18 protein-coding genes and 1 pseudogene are annotated in these 21193 nt (G+C 72.1%); 8 read left to right on the top strand and 11 right to left on the bottom strand.

From position 1 onward, the window contains the following. The first annotated feature begins 743 nt into the window (after nucleotides 1-743). Nucleotides 744-2483, top strand: coding sequence for an N-acyl-D-amino-acid deacylase family protein (locus AC07DU_RS07570; protein ID WP_479110161.1), 1740 nt, complete (start codon nucleotides 744-746; stop codon nucleotides 2481-2483). Beyond that, nucleotides 2480-3973 (top strand): aldehyde dehydrogenase family protein, encoded by a 1494-nt coding sequence (locus AC07DU_RS07565; protein WP_479110159.1) that lies wholly within the window; start codon nucleotides 2480-2482, stop codon nucleotides 3971-3973. The genes AC07DU_RS07570 and AC07DU_RS07565 overlap by 4 nt, the downstream gene beginning before the upstream one ends. A 14-nt stretch (nucleotides 3974-3987) precedes the next feature. Here the strand turns inward: AC07DU_RS07565 and AC07DU_RS07560 are convergent, their stop codons facing one another. Next, the gene (locus AC07DU_RS07560; protein WP_479028752.1) at nucleotides 3988-4701 is read right to left on the bottom strand and encodes a hypothetical protein; all 714 of its coding nucleotides are present in this window, start codon (nucleotides 4699-4701) and stop codon (nucleotides 3988-3990) included. A gap of 334 nt (nucleotides 4702-5035) precedes the next feature. Between AC07DU_RS07560 and AC07DU_RS07555 the strand changes: the two genes are divergently transcribed. Beyond that, nucleotides 5036-6595, top strand: a complete 1560-nt coding sequence (locus AC07DU_RS07555; RefSeq protein WP_479110157.1) for an APC family permease — start codon at nucleotides 5036-5038, stop codon at nucleotides 6593-6595. 132 nt (nucleotides 6596-6727) lie between these two features. After that, complete coding sequence (locus AC07DU_RS07550) at nucleotides 6728-6997, top strand: hypothetical protein (RefSeq protein ID WP_479028746.1); 270 nt, start codon at nucleotides 6728-6730, stop codon at nucleotides 6995-6997. Between the two features lie 2 nt (nucleotides 6998-6999). Here the strand turns inward: AC07DU_RS07550 and AC07DU_RS07545 are convergent, their stop codons facing one another. Together AC07DU_RS07545 and AC07DU_RS07540 are read right to left on the bottom strand one after the other, a co-directional pair. After that, on the bottom strand, nucleotides 7000-7473 hold the full coding sequence (locus AC07DU_RS07545) for a nitroreductase family deazaflavin-dependent oxidoreductase (RefSeq protein WP_479110155.1): 474 nt from the start codon (nucleotides 7471-7473) through the stop codon (nucleotides 7000-7002). After that, on the bottom strand, nucleotides 7470-8072 hold the full coding sequence (locus AC07DU_RS07540) for an NAD(P)H-binding protein (RefSeq protein WP_453374157.1): 603 nt from the start codon (nucleotides 8070-8072) through the stop codon (nucleotides 7470-7472). Before AC07DU_RS07540 ends, AC07DU_RS07545 begins: the two co-directional genes overlap by 4 nt. Nucleotides 8073-8130: 58 nt before the next feature. On the opposite strand from AC07DU_RS07540, the gene AC07DU_RS07535 reads away from it, so the two are divergent. Together AC07DU_RS07535 and AC07DU_RS07530 are read left to right on the top strand one after the other, a co-directional pair. Beyond that, a complete protein-coding gene (locus AC07DU_RS07535) occupies nucleotides 8131-8514 on the top strand; it encodes a winged helix-turn-helix transcriptional regulator (RefSeq protein ID WP_360900016.1) in 384 nt (127 codons plus the stop codon). Nucleotides 8515-8599: 85 nt separating this feature from the next. Next, a complete protein-coding gene (locus AC07DU_RS07530) occupies nucleotides 8600-9205 on the top strand; it encodes a flavodoxin family protein (protein ID WP_479110152.1) in 606 nt (201 codons plus the stop codon). 1 nt (nucleotide 9206) lies between these two features. On the opposite strand, the gene AC07DU_RS07525 is transcribed toward AC07DU_RS07530, so the two are convergent. Both AC07DU_RS07525 and AC07DU_RS07520 read right to left on the bottom strand, forming a co-directional pair. Beyond that, a complete protein-coding gene (locus AC07DU_RS07525) occupies nucleotides 9207-9455 on the bottom strand; it encodes a DUF397 domain-containing protein (protein WP_479110150.1) in 249 nt (82 codons plus the stop codon). Next, nucleotides 9452-10288, bottom strand: a complete 837-nt coding sequence (locus AC07DU_RS07520; protein WP_479028730.1) for a helix-turn-helix domain-containing protein — start codon at nucleotides 10286-10288, stop codon at nucleotides 9452-9454. Before AC07DU_RS07520 ends, AC07DU_RS07525 begins: the two co-directional genes overlap by 4 nt. 127 nt (nucleotides 10289-10415) lie before the next feature. On the opposite strand from AC07DU_RS07520, the gene AC07DU_RS07515 reads away from it, so the two are divergent. Further along, nucleotides 10416-10931, top strand: a complete 516-nt coding sequence (locus AC07DU_RS07515; RefSeq protein WP_479110148.1) for an ATP-binding protein — start codon at nucleotides 10416-10418, stop codon at nucleotides 10929-10931. On the opposite strand, the gene AC07DU_RS07510 is transcribed toward AC07DU_RS07515, so the two are convergent. The 3 genes and pseudogenes from AC07DU_RS07510 to AC07DU_RS07500 all read right to left on the bottom strand — a co-directional run bounded on the left by AC07DU_RS07510 (nucleotide 10876) and on the right by AC07DU_RS07500 (nucleotide 11637). After that, a complete protein-coding gene (locus tag AC07DU_RS07510; RefSeq protein ID WP_479110433.1) occupies nucleotides 10876-11046 on the bottom strand; it encodes a type II toxin-antitoxin system RelE family toxin in 171 nt (56 codons plus the stop codon). The genes AC07DU_RS07515 and AC07DU_RS07510 overlap by 56 nt on opposite strands. A gap of 44 nt (nucleotides 11047-11090) precedes the next feature. Then, nucleotides 11091-11243, bottom strand: a pseudogene (locus AC07DU_RS07505) (LLM class F420-dependent oxidoreductase); the annotation flags it as partial. Further along, the gene (locus tag AC07DU_RS07500) at nucleotides 11233-11637 is read right to left on the bottom strand and encodes a helix-turn-helix transcriptional regulator (RefSeq protein ID WP_479110146.1); all 405 of its coding nucleotides are present in this window, start codon (nucleotides 11635-11637) and stop codon (nucleotides 11233-11235) included. The gene AC07DU_RS07500 and the pseudogene AC07DU_RS07505, both read right to left, overlap by 11 nt. A gap of 252 nt (nucleotides 11638-11889) precedes the next feature. On the opposite strand from AC07DU_RS07500, the gene AC07DU_RS07495 reads away from it, so the two are divergent. Beyond that, complete coding sequence (locus tag AC07DU_RS07495; RefSeq protein ID WP_479110144.1) at nucleotides 11890-15852, top strand: hypothetical protein; 3963 nt, start codon at nucleotides 11890-11892, stop codon at nucleotides 15850-15852. A gap of 85 nt (nucleotides 15853-15937) precedes the next feature. On the opposite strand, the gene AC07DU_RS07490 is transcribed toward AC07DU_RS07495, so the two are convergent. The 3 genes from AC07DU_RS07490 to AC07DU_RS07480 all read right to left on the bottom strand — a co-directional run bounded on the left by AC07DU_RS07490 (nucleotide 15938) and on the right by AC07DU_RS07480 (nucleotide 21183). Continuing rightward, nucleotides 15938-16798, bottom strand: coding sequence for an LLM class F420-dependent oxidoreductase (locus tag AC07DU_RS07490; protein WP_479110142.1), 861 nt, complete (start codon nucleotides 16796-16798; stop codon nucleotides 15938-15940). A gap of 106 nt (nucleotides 16799-16904) precedes the next feature. Then, the gene (locus AC07DU_RS07485) at nucleotides 16905-18020 is read right to left on the bottom strand and encodes an ADP-ribosylglycohydrolase family protein (RefSeq protein ID WP_479029049.1); all 1116 of its coding nucleotides are present in this window, start codon (nucleotides 18018-18020) and stop codon (nucleotides 16905-16907) included. A 571-nt stretch (nucleotides 18021-18591) separates the two neighbouring features. Then, nucleotides 18592-21183, bottom strand: a complete 2592-nt coding sequence (locus AC07DU_RS07480) for a bifunctional FO biosynthesis protein CofGH (RefSeq protein ID WP_479110140.1) — start codon at nucleotides 21181-21183, stop codon at nucleotides 18592-18594. Nucleotides 21184-21193: the final 10 nt, after the last annotated feature.

The following is a 21193-nucleotide window of genomic DNA, read 5'->3' as shown; positions in this document are numbered from 1 at the left end:
GACCCCGGATCCCGGGCTGGCCCCGGGCCCTGGGGGCCGGTGTTGGGCCTCGGCTGTTCGGAGCCTTCGGCTCCGGGCCTTGGCCAGGGCGCGGAACTGCCGGTGCCGCAACTCCGCCTCGGCAGGCCCGGACCCCGGCGGAGCCCGGGAGCCGGAACCCGGACCGGGGCCAGCCCCGGACCCCGGATCCCGGGCTGGCCCCGGGCCCTGGGGGCCGGTGTTGGGCCTCGGCTGTTCGGAGCCTTCGGCTCCGGGCCTTGGCCAGGGCGCGGACCTGCCGGTGCCGCAACTCCGCCTCGGCCTCGGGCCGGACCTGGACGTGGTCCCGGTCCGTGGGCCGGGTCGGCTGGGGCCCGGTAGGGCCCCGTACGCGGGGGTGGTGTCTTCCCGGACCGCCGCCCCCGCAGGGGAAAGGCCGGAACGCGGCCGGCAGCGGCCTGCCGGACGCGCTCCGGCCCGCCCCGCGTCCCCGCAGGGGAGCGGCACGCTCGGCGCAGTCGCATCCCCGATGCCGGGCCCGCCGGGGGATCGGTACAGCTCGATGCAGTCGCACTGCCCGGCCCGCGAGGGCCAGACCCCGGCCGGCCAGGCGGCGCTCAGCTCGACGCCAGTCGCAACGCCCGGCCCGCCAGGGCCAGCCGGTGCCCCCGCGGGGGATCGGTACAGCTCGACGCCAGTCGTACGGCCAGGAACCGCCCGCCCGCCCGGTCAGGGCACGGGCACCGCATCAGGAGGGGAACCGCATGCTCGACCACCTCATTCGCGGAGCGACCGTCGTGGACGGCACCGGCGCCCCCGCCCGCGTCGCAGACCTCGGTATCCGCGACGGGCGGATCGCCGTCATCGCCGCACCCGGGACCGTCACCGAAGAGGCCCGTACCAGCGAGGACGCCACCGGGCTGGTCCTCACCCCCGGCTTCATCGACCCGCACACGCACTACGACGCCCAGCTCTTCTGGGACCCCTACGCCACGCCCTCCATGAACCACGGCGTGACCACCGTCGCCGGCGGGAACTGCGGCTTCACCCTCGCGCCGCTCAACCCCGCCCGCCCCGAGGACGCCGACTACACGCGCCGGATGATGAGCAAGGTCGAGGGCATGGCCCTCAAGGCCCTGGAGGAAGGCGTCGACTGGACCTGGTCCACCTTCGGCGAGTACCTCGACGCGCTCGACGGCCGGATCGCCGTCAACGCCGGCTTCATGGTCGGCCACTGCGCCCTGCGCCGCCACGTCATGGGCGAGGACGCCGTCGGCGGACAGCCCACCCCCGAGCAGATGCAGCAGATGCTCGACCTCCTCCACGACGCCATGAACGCCGGCGCCTGGGGCCTGTCCACCACCCAGTCCTCCACCCACTCCGACGGCTCCGGCACCCCCGTCGCCTCCCGGCACGCCACGCCGGAAGAGCTGATCGCACTCTCCCGCGCCGTCGCCGAGCACGAAGGCACGCAGCTCGAAGCGATCGTCGCCGGCTGTCTCGACCAGTTCGCGGACGAGGAGATCGACCTCTTCGTCGAGATGAGCGCGGCCGCCGGGCGGCCCCTCAACTGGAACGTGCTCACCGTCGACGCCTCCGTCCCCGAGCGGGTCCCGCGCCAGCTGGTCCCCAGCGAGCGCGCCCGCAAGGCCGGCGGCCGGATCGTCGCGCTGACCATGCCGATCCTCACCCCCATGAACATGTCCCTCGGTACCTTCTGCGCGCTCAACCTCATCCCCGGCTGGGGCGAGATCCTCGCCTTGCCCGTCCCCGAGCGGATCGAGAAGCTCCGCGACGCCGACGTACGGGCCGAGATGCTGCGCCGCGCCGACAGCAAGGAGGCCGGGGTCTTCCGGCGCCTGGCCAACTTCGGGCGGTACGTCATCGGTGACACCTACAGCAAGGAGAACGAGGGCCTCTCCGGCCGCGTCGTCAACGACATCGCCGCCGAGCGCGGCCAGGACGCCTTCCAGTGCCTCGTCGAGATCTGCGCCAACGACGACCTGCGGACGATCCTGTGGCCGATGCCCACCGACAACGACCCGGCGAGCTGGGCCCTGCGCGCCGAGACCTGGCAGCACGAGGACGTCATGCTCGGCGGCTCCGACGCCGGCGCGCACCTGGACCGGATGTGCGGTGCCCCGTACACGACCCGGTTCCTCGGCGACTGCCTGCGCGGGCGCAAGCTCGTGCCGCTGGAGCAGGCCGTACGGATGCTCACGGACGATCCGGCCCAGCTGTTCGGGCTGCGCGAGCGCGGCCGCCTCGCCGAGGGCTACCACGCGGACCTCGTCCTCTTCGACCCGGAACGCATCGAGGCCGGTCCGGCGACGCTGGTCCACGACCTGCCGGGGGACAGCCCGCGGCTGGACGCGCGCGCCGTCGGCATCGTCTCGGTCCGCGTCAACGGCGTGGAGACCATCCGCGACGACGAGGTGACGGGGGCCGTACCGGGCATCGTCCTCAGGTCGGGCCGGGACACGAGGACGGTGAGCACCCGGTGAGCGAGGTCGGAGTGCGAGCTCATGCGGACGCCCACGCGCAGAGGCTCTACATCGGCGGCGAGTGGGTCGAGCCCGACGGCGGCCACTACGAGGTGGTCAACCCGGCGGACGAGTCGGTGGTCGGGCTCGCCCCCGAGGCCTCCCGCGCGCAGGTGGCGCAGGCGGCGCGCGCCGCGGCCGAGGCCTTCGGGGCCTGGTCCCGTACGACGCCGGAGGCGCGGGCGGCGATCCTCGACCGGGCCGCGGACATCATGCAGCGGGAGTTCGAGCCGTGGACGGCGCTGGCCCGGGCGGAGACGGGCGCCCCGAGCGGGATCGCCCGCGGCATGCAGGTGGGCGTCGGGGTGGCCCGTTTCCGCAGGTATGCGCGCGGGGCGCTGGAACCCGTCGAGAAGGGCCTCCCGCCGCAGGTCACGGAGGCCGGCCCGATGGGCAGGGCGAGCATCCTGGGCGCGCTGGAGGTGCGCCAGCCGGTCGGCGTGGTCACCTGCATCACCTCGTACAACAACCCGTGGGCGAACCCGGCGGGCAAGGTGGCCCCGGCCCTGGCCATGGGCAACACGGTGGTGGTCAAACCGGCCCCGCAGGACCCGCTGTCGGTGTTCAAGATGGCGGAGGCGCTCGCGGAGGCCGGGGTTCCGGCGGGCGTGGTCAACGTGGTGAACGGGCAGTCCGTGGAGGTCGGCGAGGCCGCGGTGGACTCCCCGTACGTGGACATGGTGTCCTTCACCGGTTCCACGGGCGTCGGCCAGCGCATCGCGGAGGTCTGCGGCCGCACGATGAAGCGGCAGCTGATGGAGCTGGGCGGCAAGGGTGCGGCGATCGTCTTCGAGGACGCCGACCTGGACGCGGCGGTGCTGGGGATCGGCACCACCTTCTCCTTCTACTCCGGGCAGATCTGTACGGCCCCGACCCGGGTGATCGCGCACCGGGCGGTCCACGACCGGCTGATCGAGAAGCTCACCGGCTACCTGGCCTTCATGAAGGTCGGGGACCCGGCCGCGCGGGGCACGGTGGTGGGGCCGGTGATCTCGGCGGCGCACCGCGACCGCGTGGAGTCGTACATCGAGCTGGGCAGGAAGGAGGGCGCGCGGATCGCGTACGGCGGCGAGCGCCCGGTGGTGGGGGACGGCCGTGGCTTCTACGTCGCCCCCACCCTCCTGGTGGACTGCACGAACGACATGCGCGTGGTCCGTGAGGAGATCTTCGGACCGGTCGTGGTGGTCGTCCCCTTCGACACGGAGGAGGAGGCCGTCGCCCTGGCCAACGACTCCGACTTCGGGCTGATCAGCTACGTGTGGTCGGGTGACTCCTCGCGCGCGTTCCGGGTGGCCCGCCGGCTCCGCTCGGGCGGGGTCGGCGTGAACACCGTCGGGCGGAACATGGAGGCGCCGTTCGGCGGCTTCAAGCGGTCGGGAGTCGGCCGGGACGTCGGCTCGTACGCGCTGCACGCCTACAGCGAGGTCCAGTCGATCGTCTGGGCCGGCTGAACCGGCCCCGGTCCTCAGTCCTTGTAGTAGTCGGTCAGGACGCAGCCCTTCACCAGGGCGGGTTCCTTCCGGAAGCCGCTCGGCGGGTTGAAGTCGGGGTGGCAGTTCAGCATCAGCAGCCCGGCCTGCGGCTTCAGCAGCGCGCTCATGGCCTCCGAGCTCTCGGATCCCATGGCGAAGTCCTGACCGATGACGATGCCGCTGTTGGGGTTCCCGCTGCCCTTCTTCGCGTCGACCTCGGCCTTGAAGGCCGTCTGGAAGACCTTGGGGTCCTTGATCATGTAGATGGTGGTGACGTTGCGCCTGCCGCAGTAGCCGACCTCGGTGACGGAGTAGGACGGGCCGTACTCGGCCTCCGGGCCCTCGCTCGGTCCGCCGCTGCCGCGGTCGGCGCTGATCGGGTCGCACTTCGTGAATCCGTTGACGAAGCGGGCGGCCGCGGCCATGGTCGCCGCCCTCGGCAGCTGCTGGAAGGCGGTGCCGTTCTTCGGGGCGTTCCCGTTGACCCCGCCGTTCTTCGTGGGGTTGTCCAGGGTGCCCTCGTTCGGGCCGCCGTCGCCGGTGCCGTTGGCGTTGCCGCCGCCTCCGGCCACGGAATCCCCACCGGCGCCGCCCACGACGCCGACGCCGGCCCCGCCGGCCGCCGTGTCGCCGCCGCCTCCGCAGGCGGTGAGGGTGAGCAGGGCGGTGACCGCCGTGACCGAGGCCAGTAGTGATGTAGTACGCATGCGCGCAGTCTCTCCCCGTGAATGATCTAGAACGGCGGCGACTCTAGAGCGTGATCATGTGCACGGCAAAACCGGCCCTGCGCCGCCGTTACCAGTGGTCACCACAAAGTCATGAGGGAAAGTTTAGAAACGGTCAAAACGGACATGGCTGCGGTTTCCGTATGGTGAAAGCCTGTGGACGTGGCCTGTTGAACCATGGACGTTTTCCGGCGCCGACCTTGTATTGCTCGCCTGCCGAGGGTCTGAATCTCGGAATTCGAAGGCATTCGGGGCCGTCCAATTCCGGAGTCGAATCCTCCAGATGTGGAATGCGCACCATCTAACGTCCTGACCCATGACTCAGCTGGACGTTCGGCCTCAGGCCGGAGACACGGTAAACGGCGTCGCCGAGGGCGACGTGCGCGGCAAGGGCCTCGGCAAGGGTTCGGTCGGACTGGTCGGAAGCGCCGTCATCGGCATCTCCACCGTCGCCCCCGTCTACTGCCTGACCTCGACCCTCGGCTCCACGGCCGGAGAGGTCGGCATGCAGATGCCGGCGATCTTCCTCGCCGGCTTCCTCCCGATGCTCCTCGTCGCCTTCGCCTACCGCGAGCTCAACAAGGCCATGCCGGACTGCGGCACTTCCTTCACCTGGACCGTCAAGGCCTTCGGCCCGCGGATCGGTTGGATGTGCGGCTGGGGCCTGGTGATCGCCACGATCATCGTGCTCTCCAACCTCGCGGGCGTCGCCACCTCCTACTTCTGGCTGCTGGCCGGCGAGATCACCGACAATCCGTCGATCGCGGCCCTGGACGACAACAAGCTCGTCCACATCACCACCTGCCTGACCCTGATCGCCGTCGCGACCGCCATCAGCTACCGCGGCATGACCGCCACCAAGGGCGTCCAGTACGCGCTCGTCGGCCTCCAGCTCGCCGTGCTCGCCATCTTCGTCGCGATGGCCTTCCAGAAGGCCTCCGCCGGCACCTTCGACACCGGCCTGGACTTCTCCTGGTCCTGGATGAACCCCTTCGCGGTCGAGTCCATGGCGGCCTTCACCGCCGGACTCTCGCTCTCGATCTTCATGTACTGGGGCTGGGACACCTGCATGACCACGAACGAGGAGACCGTCGGCTCGGCAAAGACCCCCGGCCGCGCCTCGCTCATCGCGATGGTCGTCCTGGTCGGCTCGTACCTCGCCACCGGCATCGCCGCCCAGATGGCCGTCGGCTCCGGCGGCGAAGGCCTCGGCCTGGCCAACGAGGAGACCTCCGACAACGTCTTCGCGGCCCTCGCCGGCCCGGTCATGGGCCCCGTGCTCGGCGTCCTGCTCTTCGTCGCCGTCCTGGCCTCCGCCGCCGCGTCCCTGCAGACCACCTTCATCCCGGTGGCCCGTACGGTCCTCGCCATGTCGACGTACGAGGCGCTGCCGCCCGCGTACGCCAAGGTCCACCCGAAGTTCAAGACCCCGGGCCGCGCCACCGTCATGGCGGGCGTCGCCACCGGCGTCTTCTACACGGTGATGACCCTCGTCAGCGAGAACGTCCTGACCGACACGATCTTCGCGCTCGGCCTGATGATCTGCTTCTACTACTCGCTGACGGCCTTCGCCTGCGTCTGGTACTTCCGCGGCGAACTGCGCCGCTCCGGGCGCGACCTGCTCTTCAAGGGCGTCTTCCCGGCGCTGGGCGGAGTGCTGCTGGCCGCGGTGTTCTTCAAGACCCTCTTCGACATGTGGGACCCGGCCTACGGCTCCGGCTCCACCGTCCTCGGCGTCGGCAGCGTCTTCGTCATCGGCGTCGGCCTGCTGGCCCTCGGCCTGGTGATCATGTACGTCACCGAACGCCGCAGCCCGGCCTTCTTCCGCGGCGAGGTCCTGACGAAGTCCACCCCGGCCCTGGTGGTCGAGGACTGACCCTCCCGCCCCCTGTGGGCTGCCGTTCGCGCTCTGTCATCCCCGCTGCCCCGGATCGATCCACGGTCCGGGGCAGCGGGCGTTTATACGGGCGGGGGGTGACCCGGGTGCGGCGGGGTCGTTGGGACGGGCATGAACGCCATGAAGCGCACCCTCGCCGCCCTGGTCGTCTCCGGTGGCGCCGCCCTCGTCCTCACTCCCGTCGCCGCGCACGCCGACGGGCCGGCCGGCAACGGGGCCCCCGCGGTCGCCGGCCGCGTCCTCGACATCGTCGACCACCCCGCTCAGACCGTGCAGGACACCAAGACGGCGGTGGGCGTGACCGCCGCGGCCACCGACTCCTCCCTCAAGGGCACCGGCACGGCTCTGGCCGGACTCCCGAAGACCCCGAAGGTCGACTGACCTCAGCGGGCGGCGGCGGGGGCGGCCTGCGCGGCGGTGACCAGGACCAGCGGGATCTCGCGGGCCGTCGCCTCGCGGTAGGCCGCGTACGAGGGCATCGCGGCCACCACCACCGGCCACAGGCGGTCCGCCTCGGCCCGGGTGGCGCGGCGGGCGGTCGCCGGGAAGCTCTCGGCGCCGACCTGGAGGGTGACGGCCGGGTCGGCGGTCAGGTTCAGGTACCAGGCCGGGTGGCGGTCGGCTCCCGCGTTGGACGCCGTCAGGACGTACGCACTCCCGTCGCGCACGTAGGCCAGCGCCGTCCGCCGCAGCTGGCCCGACCTGCGGCCCCGCATGGTCAGCAGCAGGTCCGAGATCCCGGGCCGCGGCTGCCCGGCCGTCTCCTCGAAGCGCCGGATGTGCTCGGCGACCCAGGGGTTCGGGCTGTCGGCCACCGTGCCCGCAGCGGCGCTCACCGCCGTCTCTGCGTCGGTCATGCGGGGCCCACCCCCGCGTGCGCCGCGTGCAGGGTCGGGGCCGCCACCTCGTCCACCACGGCCCGCGCGAAGTCCGCGTGGGTGATCCGGCTCGCCGCATCCGCCGCCACGCCGGGGGTGTAGCCCCCCGCTGCCGCCCCGCCCTCGGCGAAGTCCCCGGCTGGGCTCAGCGCCGCCCAGTCCAGCTCCGCCGGAGCCTGCGCCCGCAGCGCGGCGGTCCCGGCCGCGTGGCCGACGTAGAACTCCCGCCACTCCTGCGGGTACCCCGGCGTGTCCATCAGCAGCGCGCCCGACGCGGTGGGCAGTACGGAGGCCAGCGCGACCACGACCAGCCGTCGCACCCCGGCCCGCGGGAGCCCGGCCGCCAGCGCCCCGGCGGCGGCCGGGAAGAAGACCCCGGGGGCCGCCTGCGGGTCGTACACCGCGGCCACCGCCGCGTCGTGTCCGGCGGCCAGCCGCTCCACGTCCGCCGCCGAGGTCACGTCCCCGTCGGCGCGGCCCGCCTCCGTCACCTCGTACCCGCGCGCCCGCGCTTCGGCGACGACGGCCCGGCCGACGCGGCCCCGGGCCCCGAACACGATGAGCTTCAAGTTCGTCATGCGGCGAGCCTAGGAAAGGGTGTGGTTACCGAACGGATACCGGCCTACCGTGTGGATCATGAGCGAACCGACGCCGCCGCAGCCCCTGGACCCGGAGATGTTCGACCCCGTCTGCCCCTCGCCGCTGGTCCCGTTCCGGATCGGCGACAAGTGGGCCACGCTGGTCCTGCGCTGCCTGGAGGGCGGCCCCCGCCGCTTCTCCGAGCTCAAGGTCCCGCTGCGCGGCATCACCGCCAAGTCCCTGACCCAGTCCCTGCGCGGGCTGGAACGCGACGGCTTCGTCGTACGGGAGGAGCACGGCACCCCCGAGCGCCGCGTCACCTACGCCCTCACCCCGCTGGGCCGGGGCCTCCTGGGCCCGCTGGACGCGGCGTGCGAGTGGACCCGCGAACACTGGGACGAGCTGATCGACGCCCAGGAGGCGGGCCTGTCGCAGCGCTAGGCGCCGCCCGAGGACGCCGGAATAGGTCGCGCAGCAAGGCAGTTGCACGCGAGGCACGCGCCGACGACCGAGATCCGGAGACGACATGACGACCGAACCAGCCAGCGACACGGACCGCTCGTTCCTCTTCGTCGTGGGTAGCGCCCGCCCCGACGGCAACACCGAGATCCTCGCCCGCGCGGCCGCCGAGCAGCTGCCGCCCGGCATTCCGCAGCGATGGGTGGACTTGACCCAACTTCCGCTGCCCGACTTCCAGGACGGCCGTCACGAGAGCGGCTCCTGGCCGGTCGGAGAGGCCGAGGAGGAGCTGCGCCGGGCGACGCTGGAGGCCACCGACATCGTCATCGTCTCGCCGCTGTACTGGTACACCCTCTCCGCGCACACCAAGCGCTACCTCGACTACTGGTCGGGCTGGCTCGGCGTGCCCGGCATGGACTTCAAGGAGCGGATGGCGGGCCGGACCCTGTGGGGGGTCACGGTCATGGCCCACGAGGAGGAGGTCGTCGCCGACGGGCTGGTGACCACCCTCACCAACACGGCGGCCTACCTGCGCATGCGCTTCGGCGGCGTCCTGTTCGGCAACGGCTCGCGCCCCGGCCAAGTACGCGCCGACGAGCGGGCGATGGTCCGCGCCAAGACCTTCTTCGAGCGCGAGACCCCGCTCGCCCGGTTCCCCTACGAGCAGGACTAGCTCAGCGGGCGGTGACCACTCCGCCGAGGAAGGCGCCCCAGGCGCCGGGGGTGACGGCCAGCTCGGGACCGGCCGTCACCTTGGAGTCCCGGATGTGGACGGCTTCCGCGCAGGCTGCCACCTCGACGCAGTCGTCGCCGTCGCTGCCGCTGTACGTGGACTTGTGCCAGGAGAGGGCGACCTCGACGCAGTCGTCGCCCTCGCTTCCGCTGTAGCTGCTCTTGAACCACCGGAGCCGGGAGCTGTTCACAGGGATCCTCGCATTCGCATCAACAGGCCCGCGCTGTCCGCAGGATTGAGGGCCTGGATGCGAAGTTTGGCATACCGCTGGTGGAGCACGCTGACGGCTTTCGGGTCAGAAATGACCTGGCCCGTCTTCTGGCCCTCGCTGTAACCCAACCACTCGTGCTCATGGGTTTCGAGGAGTCGGAAGGGGCCGTCGGTACCCGCGTGTTCCGGACTGATCAACGGCATCATCTGGAGATCGACATTGGGTAGCTTCCCCACCTCCAGCAGGTGGGTGATCAGCTCATGGGTCACCTCCGGTCCGCCGGTCTGCCGCTCGATCACCGCCTGTTCGATGATGAAGCTGAAAGCGACGTACGGGGTCTTGAGAAGCAGCGCTTGCCGGGCCAGCCGGAACGCGACACGCGCCTCCGCTTCCTCCCGCGTCGCCAGTGGCGGCACGTCCCGGATCTGGGCATGGGCGTAGGCCTCCGTCTGCAACAGTCCCGGTATCGACCTGCACTCGTACGTGTTGAGGGCGATCGCGTCCTCTTCCAGCTCCGCCCACCGCCGGAACCACTTCGCCAGCCCCCGCCGCCGCGCCAGCCGCTTCGCCGCGATGCGGATGACGCCGAAGCCGTCCAGTACCTCCTCCGACTTCTCCACGAACCGCGTGGACGGATGGCGGCGGCCCTGCTCGACCGCGGCCACGTACTGGACCGAATACCCGACCAGCGGTCGGAACTGCTCCTGGGTCAGGCCGGCCCGTTTGCGGAACGCCTTGATGGTCTCGCCGAAGTTCCGCAGGTCGTCGTCCGGTTCGACCTCGGCGTCGCCGCTCTCGTCGACACTCGTCACAGCGGTCACCTCCCCGGAGACAGGCTCACGCACGGTGACTGCGACTGTCCAGAGAGTGGACTACTACAGTTGAAAAGTAGTAGTCGTCGTGCTGGGAACATGCCTGGCCGCACGGGACCTTTTTTCCATGACCGCACCCTCCGGCCCCGCTCCGGCCCTCGTACGCACGTTCACTCAGCGTTTCAGCTCCACCCGCCGGGGGGCCCGCCTCGCCCGGCGGCTCGCGCTCCTCCAGCTCCACGAGTGGGGCATCCCCGAGGCCACCGCGCTCTGCGCCGACGCGGGGCTCCTCGTGGCCGAGCTCGCCGCGAACGCCGTCGCCCACGGGCGGGTCGCGGGGCGCGACTTCGAGGTGCGGATGGTGCTGCTGGAGGAGGTGCTGCGGGTGGAGGTGTCCGACGGGCGCGGCGACCGGCGGCCGGCGGTGCGGCCGCACGCCTACCAGGCGGAATCCGGCTACGGCCTGCGCATCGTCGACGCCCTCGCCGCGGGCTGGGGCGTCACGGACCGCGTGGTCGGAAAGACGGTCTGGGCAGAGCTGGCCCGCCGGGCGGATGCGGAACCGCCCGCCGGGACGGCGGCACGGCTCAGCGGTCCCGGTACACCTCGCGTCGGTGGCCCGCTGCCAGTACCCAAACGATGAGTCGGCGGTCCTCGACGGTGTAGACCACGCGGTAGTCACCGATGCGCAGGCGCCAGCGCGACGCGTGCCCCTGGAGGGCCTTGATGTCAGAGGCTGCCGTGTCCCCCGCAGTCAGCGCCGTCTGCAGTTCGGCGAGTCGGTGCAGGATCCGCAGGGCGTCGCGAAGAGCTTCGGGCCGGCCGCGCCGCCGATCATGGTGCGGGGGCCGTACAGGGGGACTCCGGGGGCGAGTTCGCGCGGGGCCTGGACGGGCTTGGGGTAGGCGGAGCTCGCCTGGACGGAGGAGAACTCGCCGCCGGGTTCAGGGGCCCATGCGGTCGTAGGGCTCCGGTTGGAGGAGCCCCGGGACCGACCGGCACTCGTACGTGTTGAGGGTGATGGCCACCTCTTTCAGCTCCGCCCCCCGGCGGAACCAGCTCGCCAACCCCCGCCGCCGGGTTGGCTGCTTCGCGGCGATGTCGATGACGCCGTAGGTGTCCAGGACCGCTTCCGTCTTGTTCACGAACTTCTGCGACGGGTGGCGGCGGCCCTGCTCCACCGAGCCGACGTACTGCACCGAGTACCCGATTAGCGGGGTCACCTGCTCCTGGGTCAGGCCGGCGCGTTTGCGGGAGACCTTGACCGTCTCGCCGAAGCTGCGCAGGTTGTCGTCCGGCTCGACCTCGCCGACGCCCGCGGCGACCGCCGCCCGGCCGTCCAGCCGCACGCCTACCAGGCGGAATCCGGCTACGGCCTGCGCATCGTGGACGCCGTCGCCACCGACTGGGGCCTCTCGGACTGCCTCGTCGGCAAGACGGTCGGGGCCGAGCTGACCCGTCGGGGGTCGGCCCCGACGGCCTGCACCGATACCCCGGTGCGTCGCGTTCGAACCGGCAGGTAGGATCCGCCTGCCCGCGAGGCCGTGATCGTCACAAGGCCCGGGTGCACCTGGACTGGGGGGTTCATGAGATTGCTGCCCATGGGCAGAAGAGCGCAGACCAGACGCGGCAGAGCACGGGCCCTCGCCTCGGGGGCCCTGCTTCTGGCGCTTCTGGCCTCGCTCACCGGCCAGGCGGGTACCGCGCTCGCGGCGCCGCCCGAGAAGTCCGCCACCGCTTCGCCGCGGCAGGAGACCGGAGCGGGTACGCCGTCGGCCGCGCCGACAGGGCCGCAGGCGCCGCCCGCGGCGGATCCGAAGAGGGATCCCAAGGCGCAGCGCGAGGCTGACGTCCGTGCTCTTCAACAGGCCGGGGTGGCAGAGGTGTGCCCCGCGGACCTGGCTCCACGAGCCGTCGTCAACTGCAGGATCAAGGGGGGCCAGATCACCTCCTTCTCGCTCGCACTGCCGCAGCAGAAGGACATGGTCCGCTACTGGGCAGCCACGCCCCAGTCGTTCGCCGAGACCAGGCTGCTCGCGCCGGACGGCGCCAGGGTGAGCTGCCAGCTGATCGAGAACGAATACCACTGCCCCACGAACCGGGCTGGGACGTACTCGCTGCAGGTCGTGAACACGTACCCATTGGCCAACGACAGCGACCTGTCCGTCTCGTACCTCGCGCTGCTCTCCGCCACGTGCGAGAGCGTGAGCGCCGCCGACAGCATGCTCGGCGCCCCCAGGGTCATTCGGGGACAGGTGCCGCTCGGCTCGACGGGCTGCTACGCCCTGTCCATGGCCGCGAACGACATGCTGCGCGCCACCGTGCACGAAGGCCTCGTCAGCACCGACGTCTACGACGGCGACGGCAACAAGCTCTGTGTTCCCCCGAACTACTCCTACTTCGACTGCAGGCTCACGGGTGCCGCGCCCTTCCGGGTCGTGACCAGCGGCTCTGAGTACCCCTACACGCTGACCTTCGCCCGGCTTTCCAAGCCCGAGGGGTGTCCCGTGGTAGAGCCGCAAGTGTTCGGCACCTCGCCCGACCTGAACTCCACCGTGCCGTGCAGGCTCATGCGGGCCACGGAGTCCGCCCGGTACACCTTCGGCCCCGTCGTCACCGCGCAGTACTACGCGCCTCAAGGACATCTGTTCTCGTCGGACGGGACGTCAAGGAACGACGCCTGCTGGCGCGGAACCTGTGACCTGACTGCCGGCGACTACACGTGGGTGAACTACACGCAGGTGCTGGACAGCCCGCCGTACGGCATGGCGTTCCACTCGGCCAAGGAGACCCGCGGCTGCACCGCGACCCACGACAACGGACTGGCCGCCGGTCCCGTCAAGGCGGTCTTCGCCACCCCCGGGCAGCGGCTGTGCCTCACCCTGCCGACCGCCACCGGCAACGGCGTCTACCTGCTCAACCCTCCACCCCTGAACGGACTCCACGTCGCGGTGAACGACGCGGAGGGCAAGCAGCAGTGTGAACTGGACGGCAGCTATGGCGCCACGTCCGTCACCTGCAAGCTGACCGGCACCGCCCCCTTCCGAGCGGTGCTCACCGGTACGCCGGGCACGTACGGGCTGACCGTCCACCGGACCGGCGAGCACAGCGGCTGCGCCGCATGGCCCCGTACCGGCTTCGACGGCTCCGCAGGGGTTCAGGTACCGTCGACGAGGCACGCCTGTCTGAGCATTCCGGCCGACCAGCACTCCACCGCTGAGCTGATCGACCGCGTTGATACGGACGGCCGACAGGGTCTGGTCCAGGCGTTCGACCCGTCCGGTACTCCTGCGTGCACCGCAGGCGTGCCCGTCAGCTGCCGGTTCATTCCCGGTGTGGCCTACACGGCGCTGTTGCTGAGCGACGGGATGTACTCCGTCAAGCTGGCGCGGCGGGACGTCTCCTCAACGGCGACGTGCTCGGCCACGGCGTCCACCAAGGTGGGTGGTCCGTCCACTCCCGTTGAGCTGGGCGCCCCCCTGGACGCCCGTTGCCTGCGGATCAGCGGTGCCGCGACCGACAAGTTCTGGCTGGGCGACCGCATGGCGGGGCGGTACCTGAAGGATGTCACCTCGACCTGGCTCACGGTTCTCGACGCGGACGGCAAGCTGCTCTGCCAGCAGGCGAACAGCCTCGCGTGCAAGGTGACCGGCTCGACCTCCTACACGGTCGTGCTCTCGCCCCACCGCTACGCCGACCAGCCCGTCAGCAGTGCCATGGACATCTGGAAGGTGGGTACGGCTGCCGGCTGGGCACCCGAATGCACGGCCAACCCGGTCTCTGTCGACGGCTTCGCCCTGCGTGGCGGAGTGCTCTCCGAGACGTCTTCCGCCCACTGCGCCGTGGTCGACATGAAGCCCGGTGGGTCCTTCTACGTCTCCGGCTTCACGACCAACGCCGACAAGAACACGCCGGCACCTGCCCTGAGCCTGCACAACCTCAGCGAGTGGAACAGTGCAGACCCCCAGTACAGCTGTAGGCAGCAGTGGGACCAGTTCAGCGTCTACTGTGAGGCGGACCGGGAGGCCGAGCCCGCGCAGGCCCTCCTGATGCTGAGCGCAGGCAGGACCCCGACGCCAGCCGTCTACGGCATGCGCGGGGCATGCGGCCAGTGCTATGTGCCGGAGATCGAGGCCCCGGCCTCGATCAGCCCTCACACCAGCGAGGCGAACACGCAGACGCAGGCCGTCGTCCGAGGTACGTCGCTCACCCTGAAGACCCGCATGAAGGTGGCGCGTGAGGGGAGCGACCAGCAGGCGCTCCTGTCCCCGCTTTCCGTCAACGCGGACGGGACCGAGCTGACCGTCCAGGTGGACACCAAGGGCCTGGAGCCGGGTGCGTACGATCTGCTCCTCGACGGGGTCGGCTACACCACCGGGGTGCCCTCGCGGGGGTACCTGCCGAAGGCCTACACAGTGACCGCGCCGGCCCCCACCCCTGCCCCGAAGGGCAGCCGGTTCGTGCCGCACGGCCCGGCACGGTTCCTCGACACGCGTGACGGTACCGGCGCGACGAAGCAGCGGGTCGGACCGGGCGGCGTCGTCACCCTCCAGGTCGCCGGCGTGAAGGGCATTCCAGCCACCGGGGTCACGGCCGTGGTCATGAACGTGACCGCCGTCCAGCCGACCGAGGCCGGGCACGTGACGGTCTACCCGAACGGCCAGCCCACGCCCAAGGTGTCGAACCTCAACTTCGCACCCGGGCAGATCGTCCCCAATCTGGTGACGGTGCCGGTGGTGAACGGCAAGGTCGACCTGCGCAACAACGCCGGTTCGGTGGACCTGATCGCTGACGTCACCGGCTACTACACCGACAAGGCCGGGGCGGGCTCCGCCTTGGACCCGATCACGCCCGCGCGGTTCCTCGACACGCGTGACGGCACGGGTGCGAAGCGACAGCGGGTCGGTCCGGGCGGGGTTGTCACCCTCCAGGTTGCGGGCGTCAAGGGTGTCCCGGCGAGCGGGGTCACGGCCGTGGTCATGAACGTGACCGCCGTCCAGCCGACCGAGGCCGGGCACGTCACCGTCTACCCGAACGGCCAGGCGGCGCCGGGCGTGTCGAACCTCAACTTCACGCCCGGACAGATCGTCGCCAACCTGGTGACGGTGCCCGTGGTCAACGGCAAGGTCGACCTGCGCAACAACTCCGGGTCGGTGGACCTCATCGCCGACGTCACCGGCTACTACGCGGCCACCGGCTCGGCCTTCTCCGCCGCCGGTCCGGTCCGCCTCCTCGACACGCGCGAGGGCACCGGCGCCCGCGCCGGGGCGGTGGGTCCGGGCGGTTCGGTGAGCCTCCAGGTGACCGGGGCAGCGGGTGTGCCCGCGCAGGGGGTGACCGCCGTCGTCCTGAACGTCACGGTCACCAACCCGACGGAGGCCAGCCACCTGATCGTCCACCCGCACGGGATCGCACGGCCGGGCGTTTCGAACCTCAACTACACCGCCGGGCAAACCGTCGCCAACCTGGTGGTCGTCCCCGTGGTGGACGGGCAGGTGACCTTCTACAACAACTCCGGTTCGACCGACGTGATCGCCGACCTGAACGGGTACTTCACGTCCTGATGACCGCGGCAGAGTGAACACCGGGGCCCGTCCGATCGCAATGATCGGGCGGGCCCCGCCGCTGTACGTGAACCGGGTCGCGGGGTCAGAGGTACTGCGCGAAGTCGTCCAGCGTGCGCAGGATCTCCGGCTCCGGGGCCGAGGGGAGTTGAAGGACGACCTCCTCGATGCCGAGGTCGGCGTAGTGGCCGAGCTTGCCGGGATTGGGCTGGACGGCGTACGGGACCACCTGGAGGGATTTCGGGTCGCGCCCGGCGGTTTCCCAGACCTGGCGGAGCACCGGAATGGACTCGGTGAGGCCGCGGCCGCCGATCGGGAGCCAGCCGTCGGCGTGGTCCGCGATGGCGGTGAAGAGCTTCGGGCCCGCCGCGCCGCCGATCATGGTGCGGGGGCCGTACAGGGGGACTCCGGGGGCGAGTTCGCGCGGGGCCTGGGCGGGCTTGGGGTAGGCGGAGCTCGCCTGGACGGAGGAGAACTCGCCGACGTAGGCCGCCGGTTCGGGGGCCCACAGGGTGCGCATGAGCGCCATGCGGTCGCGGACCAGCTCGCGGCGGGTGCGCCATTCGACACCGTGGTCCGCGGCCTCCTCCACGTTCCAGCCGTAGCCGATGCCGAGGGTGAAGCGGCCGCCGCTGAGGTGGTCGAGGGTGGCGATCTGCTTCGCGAGGACGATCGGGTCGTGCTGGGCGACGAGGGTGATGCCCGTGCCGAGGTGGAGCCGTTCCGTCACGGCGGCGGCCTGGCCGAGGGCCACGAAGGGGTCGAGGGTGCGCCCGTACATCTCGGGGAGGTCGCCGCCCATGGGGGCGCCGGTTTCGCGGGCGACCGGGATGTGGGTGTGCTCCGGGAGGTAGAGGCCGGAGAATCCGCGCTCTTCGAGGCTGCGGGCGAGGCGTACGGGGGAGACGGTGCGGTCGGTGAGGAAGATGGTCGTGGCGATCCGCATGGGTGCTGGCACCTCCGAGACGTGGGACTGGCCACGGTACGGGGTGAGCGGGGGGAAAGGTGAGGGGGCGTCAAGCCGTCGTGCCGTCGCGCCTTCGGGCCTGCGCTCAGCCGCGGGGGTAGCGGGTCAGCCAGCCCGGGGTGGAGAGCGTGGGGCTGTGGAGGGCGGGGCCCTGGGTCAGCTCCAGGGCGAAGTCGTCGGCGAGTTCCAGGAGCGTGGCGCGGGCGCGGCCTTCGAGTTCGGCGAGCCAGGCGGCCGGGAGGGCGGTCTCGCCGTGGAGGGCGCCGAGCAGGGCGCCGCACAGGGCGCCCGCGGCGGCGGAGTCGCCGCCGTGGTCGACGGCGAGACGCAGGCCGTGCGGGACGTCTTCGGCGACGAGGGCGCAGTAAACGGCGACGGCGAGGGCGCCGGCGGCGTCGTGGCGGTCCGGGCCGTCGCCGTCGCCGTCGTCTCCGGGGGAGAGGGCGAGGGCTTCGACGGCGGCGGGGCCGGGCGCGCCCTGGGTGACGGCCGCCAGGGCGCGCTGGAGGGCGTCCGTGACCGGCTGGTGGCCGGGGCGGCCGCCCAACAGGCCGAGCGCGCGCTGGACGGCGGAGTCGAGGGAGTCACCGCGGGTCAGGCCGTGGACGATGACGGCGAGGCCGCCCGCGGAGAGGCAGGCGGTGGGGTGGCCGTGGCTCTGGGCGGCGCATTCGACGGCGAGCTGGAGGACCAGGGCGGGTTCCCAGCCGACGAGCAGCCCGAAGGGGGCCGAGCGGGTGGCGGCGGCCGCGTCGCGGGCGGTGGGGTTCTTGGGCTGGTCGAGCGTGCCGAGGACGTCGTCGGCGAAGCCGGTCAGGCAGGCGCGGTCCGGGCCGCGGCGGGCGTAGAGCCATTCCTCCTGCGCGAGCCAGCCGTTGTCCTCGCGGCGCTCGTCGGGGCCCCAGTCGTGCTGGGTGGCGGCCCAGCGCCGGTAGGCGCGGTGCAGGTCGGTGGGCGGGTGCCAGGCGCCGGTGTCGCGGCGTACGTGGGCCCGTATCAGCCCGTCCACGGTGAACAGGGTGAGCTGGGTGGCGGCGGTCACCGTGCCGCGGCGGGCGGGTGCCGGGACGGGGGTGGCCGCGGGGCCGGGCGGGCCCGCCGGGCCGTGGGCCGCGCCCAGGGCGTCGCCGAGGGCCGCGCCGAGGAGCGTGCCGCGGACGCGGCTGCGGAAGTCCTGCTGCTCGACGCGGCCCCAGAGCAGGACGCCCGCGCTGGCGCCCGCGCCGCCGGCTGCGCCGTGCCGAGCGGTCCGGGTGCCGGTGCCTCCGGCGGGCGTGGCGGTCGGTCCGGCCGCGGCGCGGCTCGCGCCCGGGGCGCGGGCGGCCGCCGGGTGCGGGCCCGCTGGCGCGGGGCTGTGCGGGGTGCCTGCGGCGGGGGCGGGGGCCGGTCCGGCTTCGCCGGGGCCGAGGTGACCCGCTGCGGCTGCGCCGAGCGGCGTGCCCGCGGCGGGGCCGAGCGGCGTGCCCGCGGCGGGGGTGCCGGCCGGCTGGGGTGGGGCCCCGTGCGGCAGCGCGCCCGCGCCCGCGCCGGGGCCGTCGGTGCCGTCCACCGCGCCGTTCGTACCGATCACTTCGTCCACCCCCGGCAACGTGCCGCGCTGACCACCGCATCCGGTACCCGTACCGGCCGCGCACGCGAACCCGCACTGTAGTGGACAGCTTCGATCGAATCCGGAAGCGGTTCGCCAAGTGGTCGTGAACCGGGTGCGGATCCGCCAGAATGCGAACACTTCCGGCCTCGACCTGACGCACCCCGTCTCGGACGTCCCGGGCTCAGTCCAGTACGGGCAGCAGCTCCGGCAGGTGTCCGTCCGAGGCGAGGGCCGCCCGCTGCCGTTCCGGCGGGACCTCCCCGTACAGCGTCGTACGGGCCTTCGCGGGCCGGCCGGCCGCCCCGGCGACCGCGATCAGGTCCTGGACCGACTTGTACGAGCCGTAGCTCGACCCCGCCATCCGGGAAATGGTCTCCTCCATCAGGGTCCCGCCCAGGTCGTTCGCCCCCGACCGCAGCATCTCGGCCGCGCCCTCCGCCCCCAGCTTCACCCAGCTCGTCTGGATGTTGGTGATGTGCGGGTGGAGCAGGAGCCGGGCCATCGCCGTCACCGCGCGGTTGTCGCGGACCGTCGGACCGGGCCGGGCGATGCCCGCGAGGTAGACCGGCGCGTTGGTGTGGATGAAGGGGAGCGTGACGAACTCCGTGAAGCCGGCCACGCCCTTGGAGAGCGCGGTCCGCTGGATCCGCGCCAGCGTGCGGAAGTGGCCGAGCCAGTGCCTCGGCTGGTCCACGTGCCCGTACATCATCGTGGACGAGGAGCGGATCCCGAGCTCGTGCGCCGTGGTGACGACGTCGATCCAGTCCGCCGTCGGGAGCTTGCCCTTGGTGAGCACCCAGCGGACCTCGTCGTCCAGGATCTCCGCCGCCGTTCCCGGGATGGAGTCCAGCCCGGCCTCCTTGGCCGCCGTCAGCCAGTCCCGTACGGACATCCCCGTCCGCGTGGCGCCGTTGACGACCTCCATCGGGGAGAAGGCGTGCACGTGCATGCCGGGCACCCGCTCCTTCACCGCCCGTGCGATGTCGAAGTACGCCGTCCCCGGCAGGTCCGGGTGGATGCCGCCCTGCATGCACACCTCGACCGCGCCGACGTCCCACGCCTGGGCGGCCCGGTCGGCGACCTGGTCGAGGGAGAGCGTGTACGCGTCGGCGTCCGTACGGCGCTGCGCGAAGGCGCAGAAGCGGCAGCCGGTGTAGCAGACGTTCGTGAAGTTGATGTTCCGCGTGACGATGTACGTGACCTCGTCGCCGACGACCGACTTGCGCAGGTCGTCGGCGATCCGGCACAGCGCGTCGAGCGCCGGCCCGTCCGCGTGCAGCAGCGCGAGCGCCTGCTCGTCGGTGAGCCGGGTGGGGTCGTCGGCGGCCTGCGCCAGGGCGGCGCGCACGTCCGTGTCGATGCGCTCGGGCACCATCCCGGGCGCCGCGGCCTCCCGCAGCGCCTCCCAGTCGCCGTACACCTCGTCGAAGTCGTCGCGCCGGTCGCCCGTGCGGCCCTCGGTGTCGATGGTGGCGTGCAGGTCGGTGCGCCCGTACGCGGTGAAGCCCTCGTCCGGCTCCTGCCACGGCCGGCCCTCGACCGTCGCGGCCTCGTTCGCCAGCCCCGTCCCCGCATCGGCCAGGGCGCGCACGTGCGGCAGCAGCCGGGGGTCCAGCCAGGGCTCGCCGCGCTGGAGGAACTCCGGGTAGATGGTGAGGCGTTCGCGCAGCTCGAAGCCGGCGGCGGCGGTGCGCTCGGCCAGCTCCTCGATGTGCGGCCAGGGACGCTCGGGATTGACGTGGTCGGGGGTCAGCGGCGAGACCCCGCCCCAGTCGTCGATGCCCGCGCCGATGAGCAGGGCGTACTCGGCGTCCACCAGGTTCGGCGGGGCCTGGATCCGGGCGCCCGGACCGAGGATGTGCCGGGCGACGGCGATGGCGGCGGCCAGCTCCTCCAGCTCCGCGTCCGGCATGCCGCGCATGGCGGTGTCCGGCTTGGCGCGGAAGTTCTGGACGATGACCTCCTGGATGCCGTGGTAGGCGCGCTGGATCCGCCGGAGCTCGAAGAAGGCCTCGGCCCGCTCCTCGTAGGACTCGCCGATCCCGATCAGCACCCCGGTTGTGAAGGGGACGTTGGAGCGGCCCGCGTCCTCCAGCACCCGCAGCCGGACCGCCGGGTCCTTGTCGGGGGAACCGTGGTGGGGGCCGCCGGGCTCCGACCACAGGCGGGTGGCGGTGGTCTCCAGCATCATGCCCATGCTCGGCGCGACGGGCTTGAGCCGCTGCAGATCGGACCACGACAGCACGCCGGGGTTGAGGTGCGGCAGCAGGCCGGTCTCCTCCAGCACCCGGATGGCCATGGCCCGTACGTAGGCGAGGGTGTCGTCGTAGCCGTGCGCGTCGAGCCACTCCCGTGCCTCGGGCCAGCGGTCCTCGGGGCGGTCACCGAGGGTGAAGAGCGCTTCCTTGCAGCCCATCGCCGCGCCCTGGCGGGCGATGTCGAGGACCTCGTCGGGGGAGAGGTACATGCCGTGACCGCTCCGCCGGAGCTTGCCGGGCACGGTCACGAAGGTGCAGTAGTGACACTTGTCGCGGCACAGCCGGGTCAGCGGGATGAAGACCTTGCGCGAGTACGTGATGACGCCGGGCCGGCCGGCGGCGGCGAGCCCGGCGTCCCGTACGCGGGCCGCAGAGGCGGCGAGGTCCCGCAGGGACTCGCCGCGCGCCCGCAGGAGCACGGCCGCCTCGGTCGCGTCGAGCGCGACGCCGTCTCGGGCCCGCCGGAGCGCACGGCGCATCGCGTTTTCGGTCGGAGCGTCACTCGGAGTGGTCATACGGGGAGCA

The sequence above is a fragment of the Streptomyces sp. NPDC045695 genome, from assembly GCF_056432025.1.
This window is presented reverse-complemented; position numbering and strand designations above follow the sequence as displayed.

What these genes read in the sequence shown, in the direction of transcription:
- AC07DU_RS07570 (WP_479110161.1), top strand. Translation starts at nt 744, where the DNA reads ATGCTCGACCACCTCATTCGCGGAGCGACCGTCGTGGACGGCACCGGC.
- AC07DU_RS07560 (WP_479028752.1), bottom strand. Translation starts at nt 4,701, where the DNA reads ATGCGTACTACATCACTACTGGCCTCGGTCACGGCGGTCACCGCCCTG.
- AC07DU_RS07555 (WP_479110157.1), top strand. Translation starts at nt 5,036, where the DNA reads ATGACTCAGCTGGACGTTCGGCCTCAGGCCGGAGACACGGTAAACGGC.
- AC07DU_RS07550 (WP_479028746.1), top strand. Translation starts at nt 6,728, where the DNA reads ATGAACGCCATGAAGCGCACCCTCGCCGCCCTGGTCGTCTCCGGTGGC.
- AC07DU_RS07545 (WP_479110155.1), bottom strand. Translation starts at nt 7,473, where the DNA reads ATGACCGACGCAGAGACGGCGGTGAGCGCCGCTGCGGGCACGGTGGCC.
- AC07DU_RS07540 (WP_453374157.1), bottom strand. Translation starts at nt 8,072, where the DNA reads ATGACGAACTTGAAGCTCATCGTGTTCGGGGCCCGGGGCCGCGTCGGC.
- AC07DU_RS07535 (WP_360900016.1), top strand. Translation starts at nt 8,131, where the DNA reads ATGAGCGAACCGACGCCGCCGCAGCCCCTGGACCCGGAGATGTTCGAC.
- AC07DU_RS07530 (WP_479110152.1), top strand. Translation starts at nt 8,600, where the DNA reads ATGACGACCGAACCAGCCAGCGACACGGACCGCTCGTTCCTCTTCGTC.
- AC07DU_RS07515 (WP_479110148.1), top strand. Translation starts at nt 10,416, where the DNA reads ATGACCGCACCCTCCGGCCCCGCTCCGGCCCTCGTACGCACGTTCACT.
- AC07DU_RS07495 (WP_479110144.1), top strand. Translation starts at nt 11,890, where the DNA reads ATGGGCAGAAGAGCGCAGACCAGACGCGGCAGAGCACGGGCCCTCGCC.
- AC07DU_RS07490 (WP_479110142.1), bottom strand. Translation starts at nt 16,798, where the DNA reads ATGCGGATCGCCACGACCATCTTCCTCACCGACCGCACCGTCTCCCCC.
- AC07DU_RS07480 (WP_479110140.1), bottom strand. Translation starts at nt 21,183, where the DNA reads ATGACCACTCCGAGTGACGCTCCGACCGAAAACGCGATGCGCCGTGCG.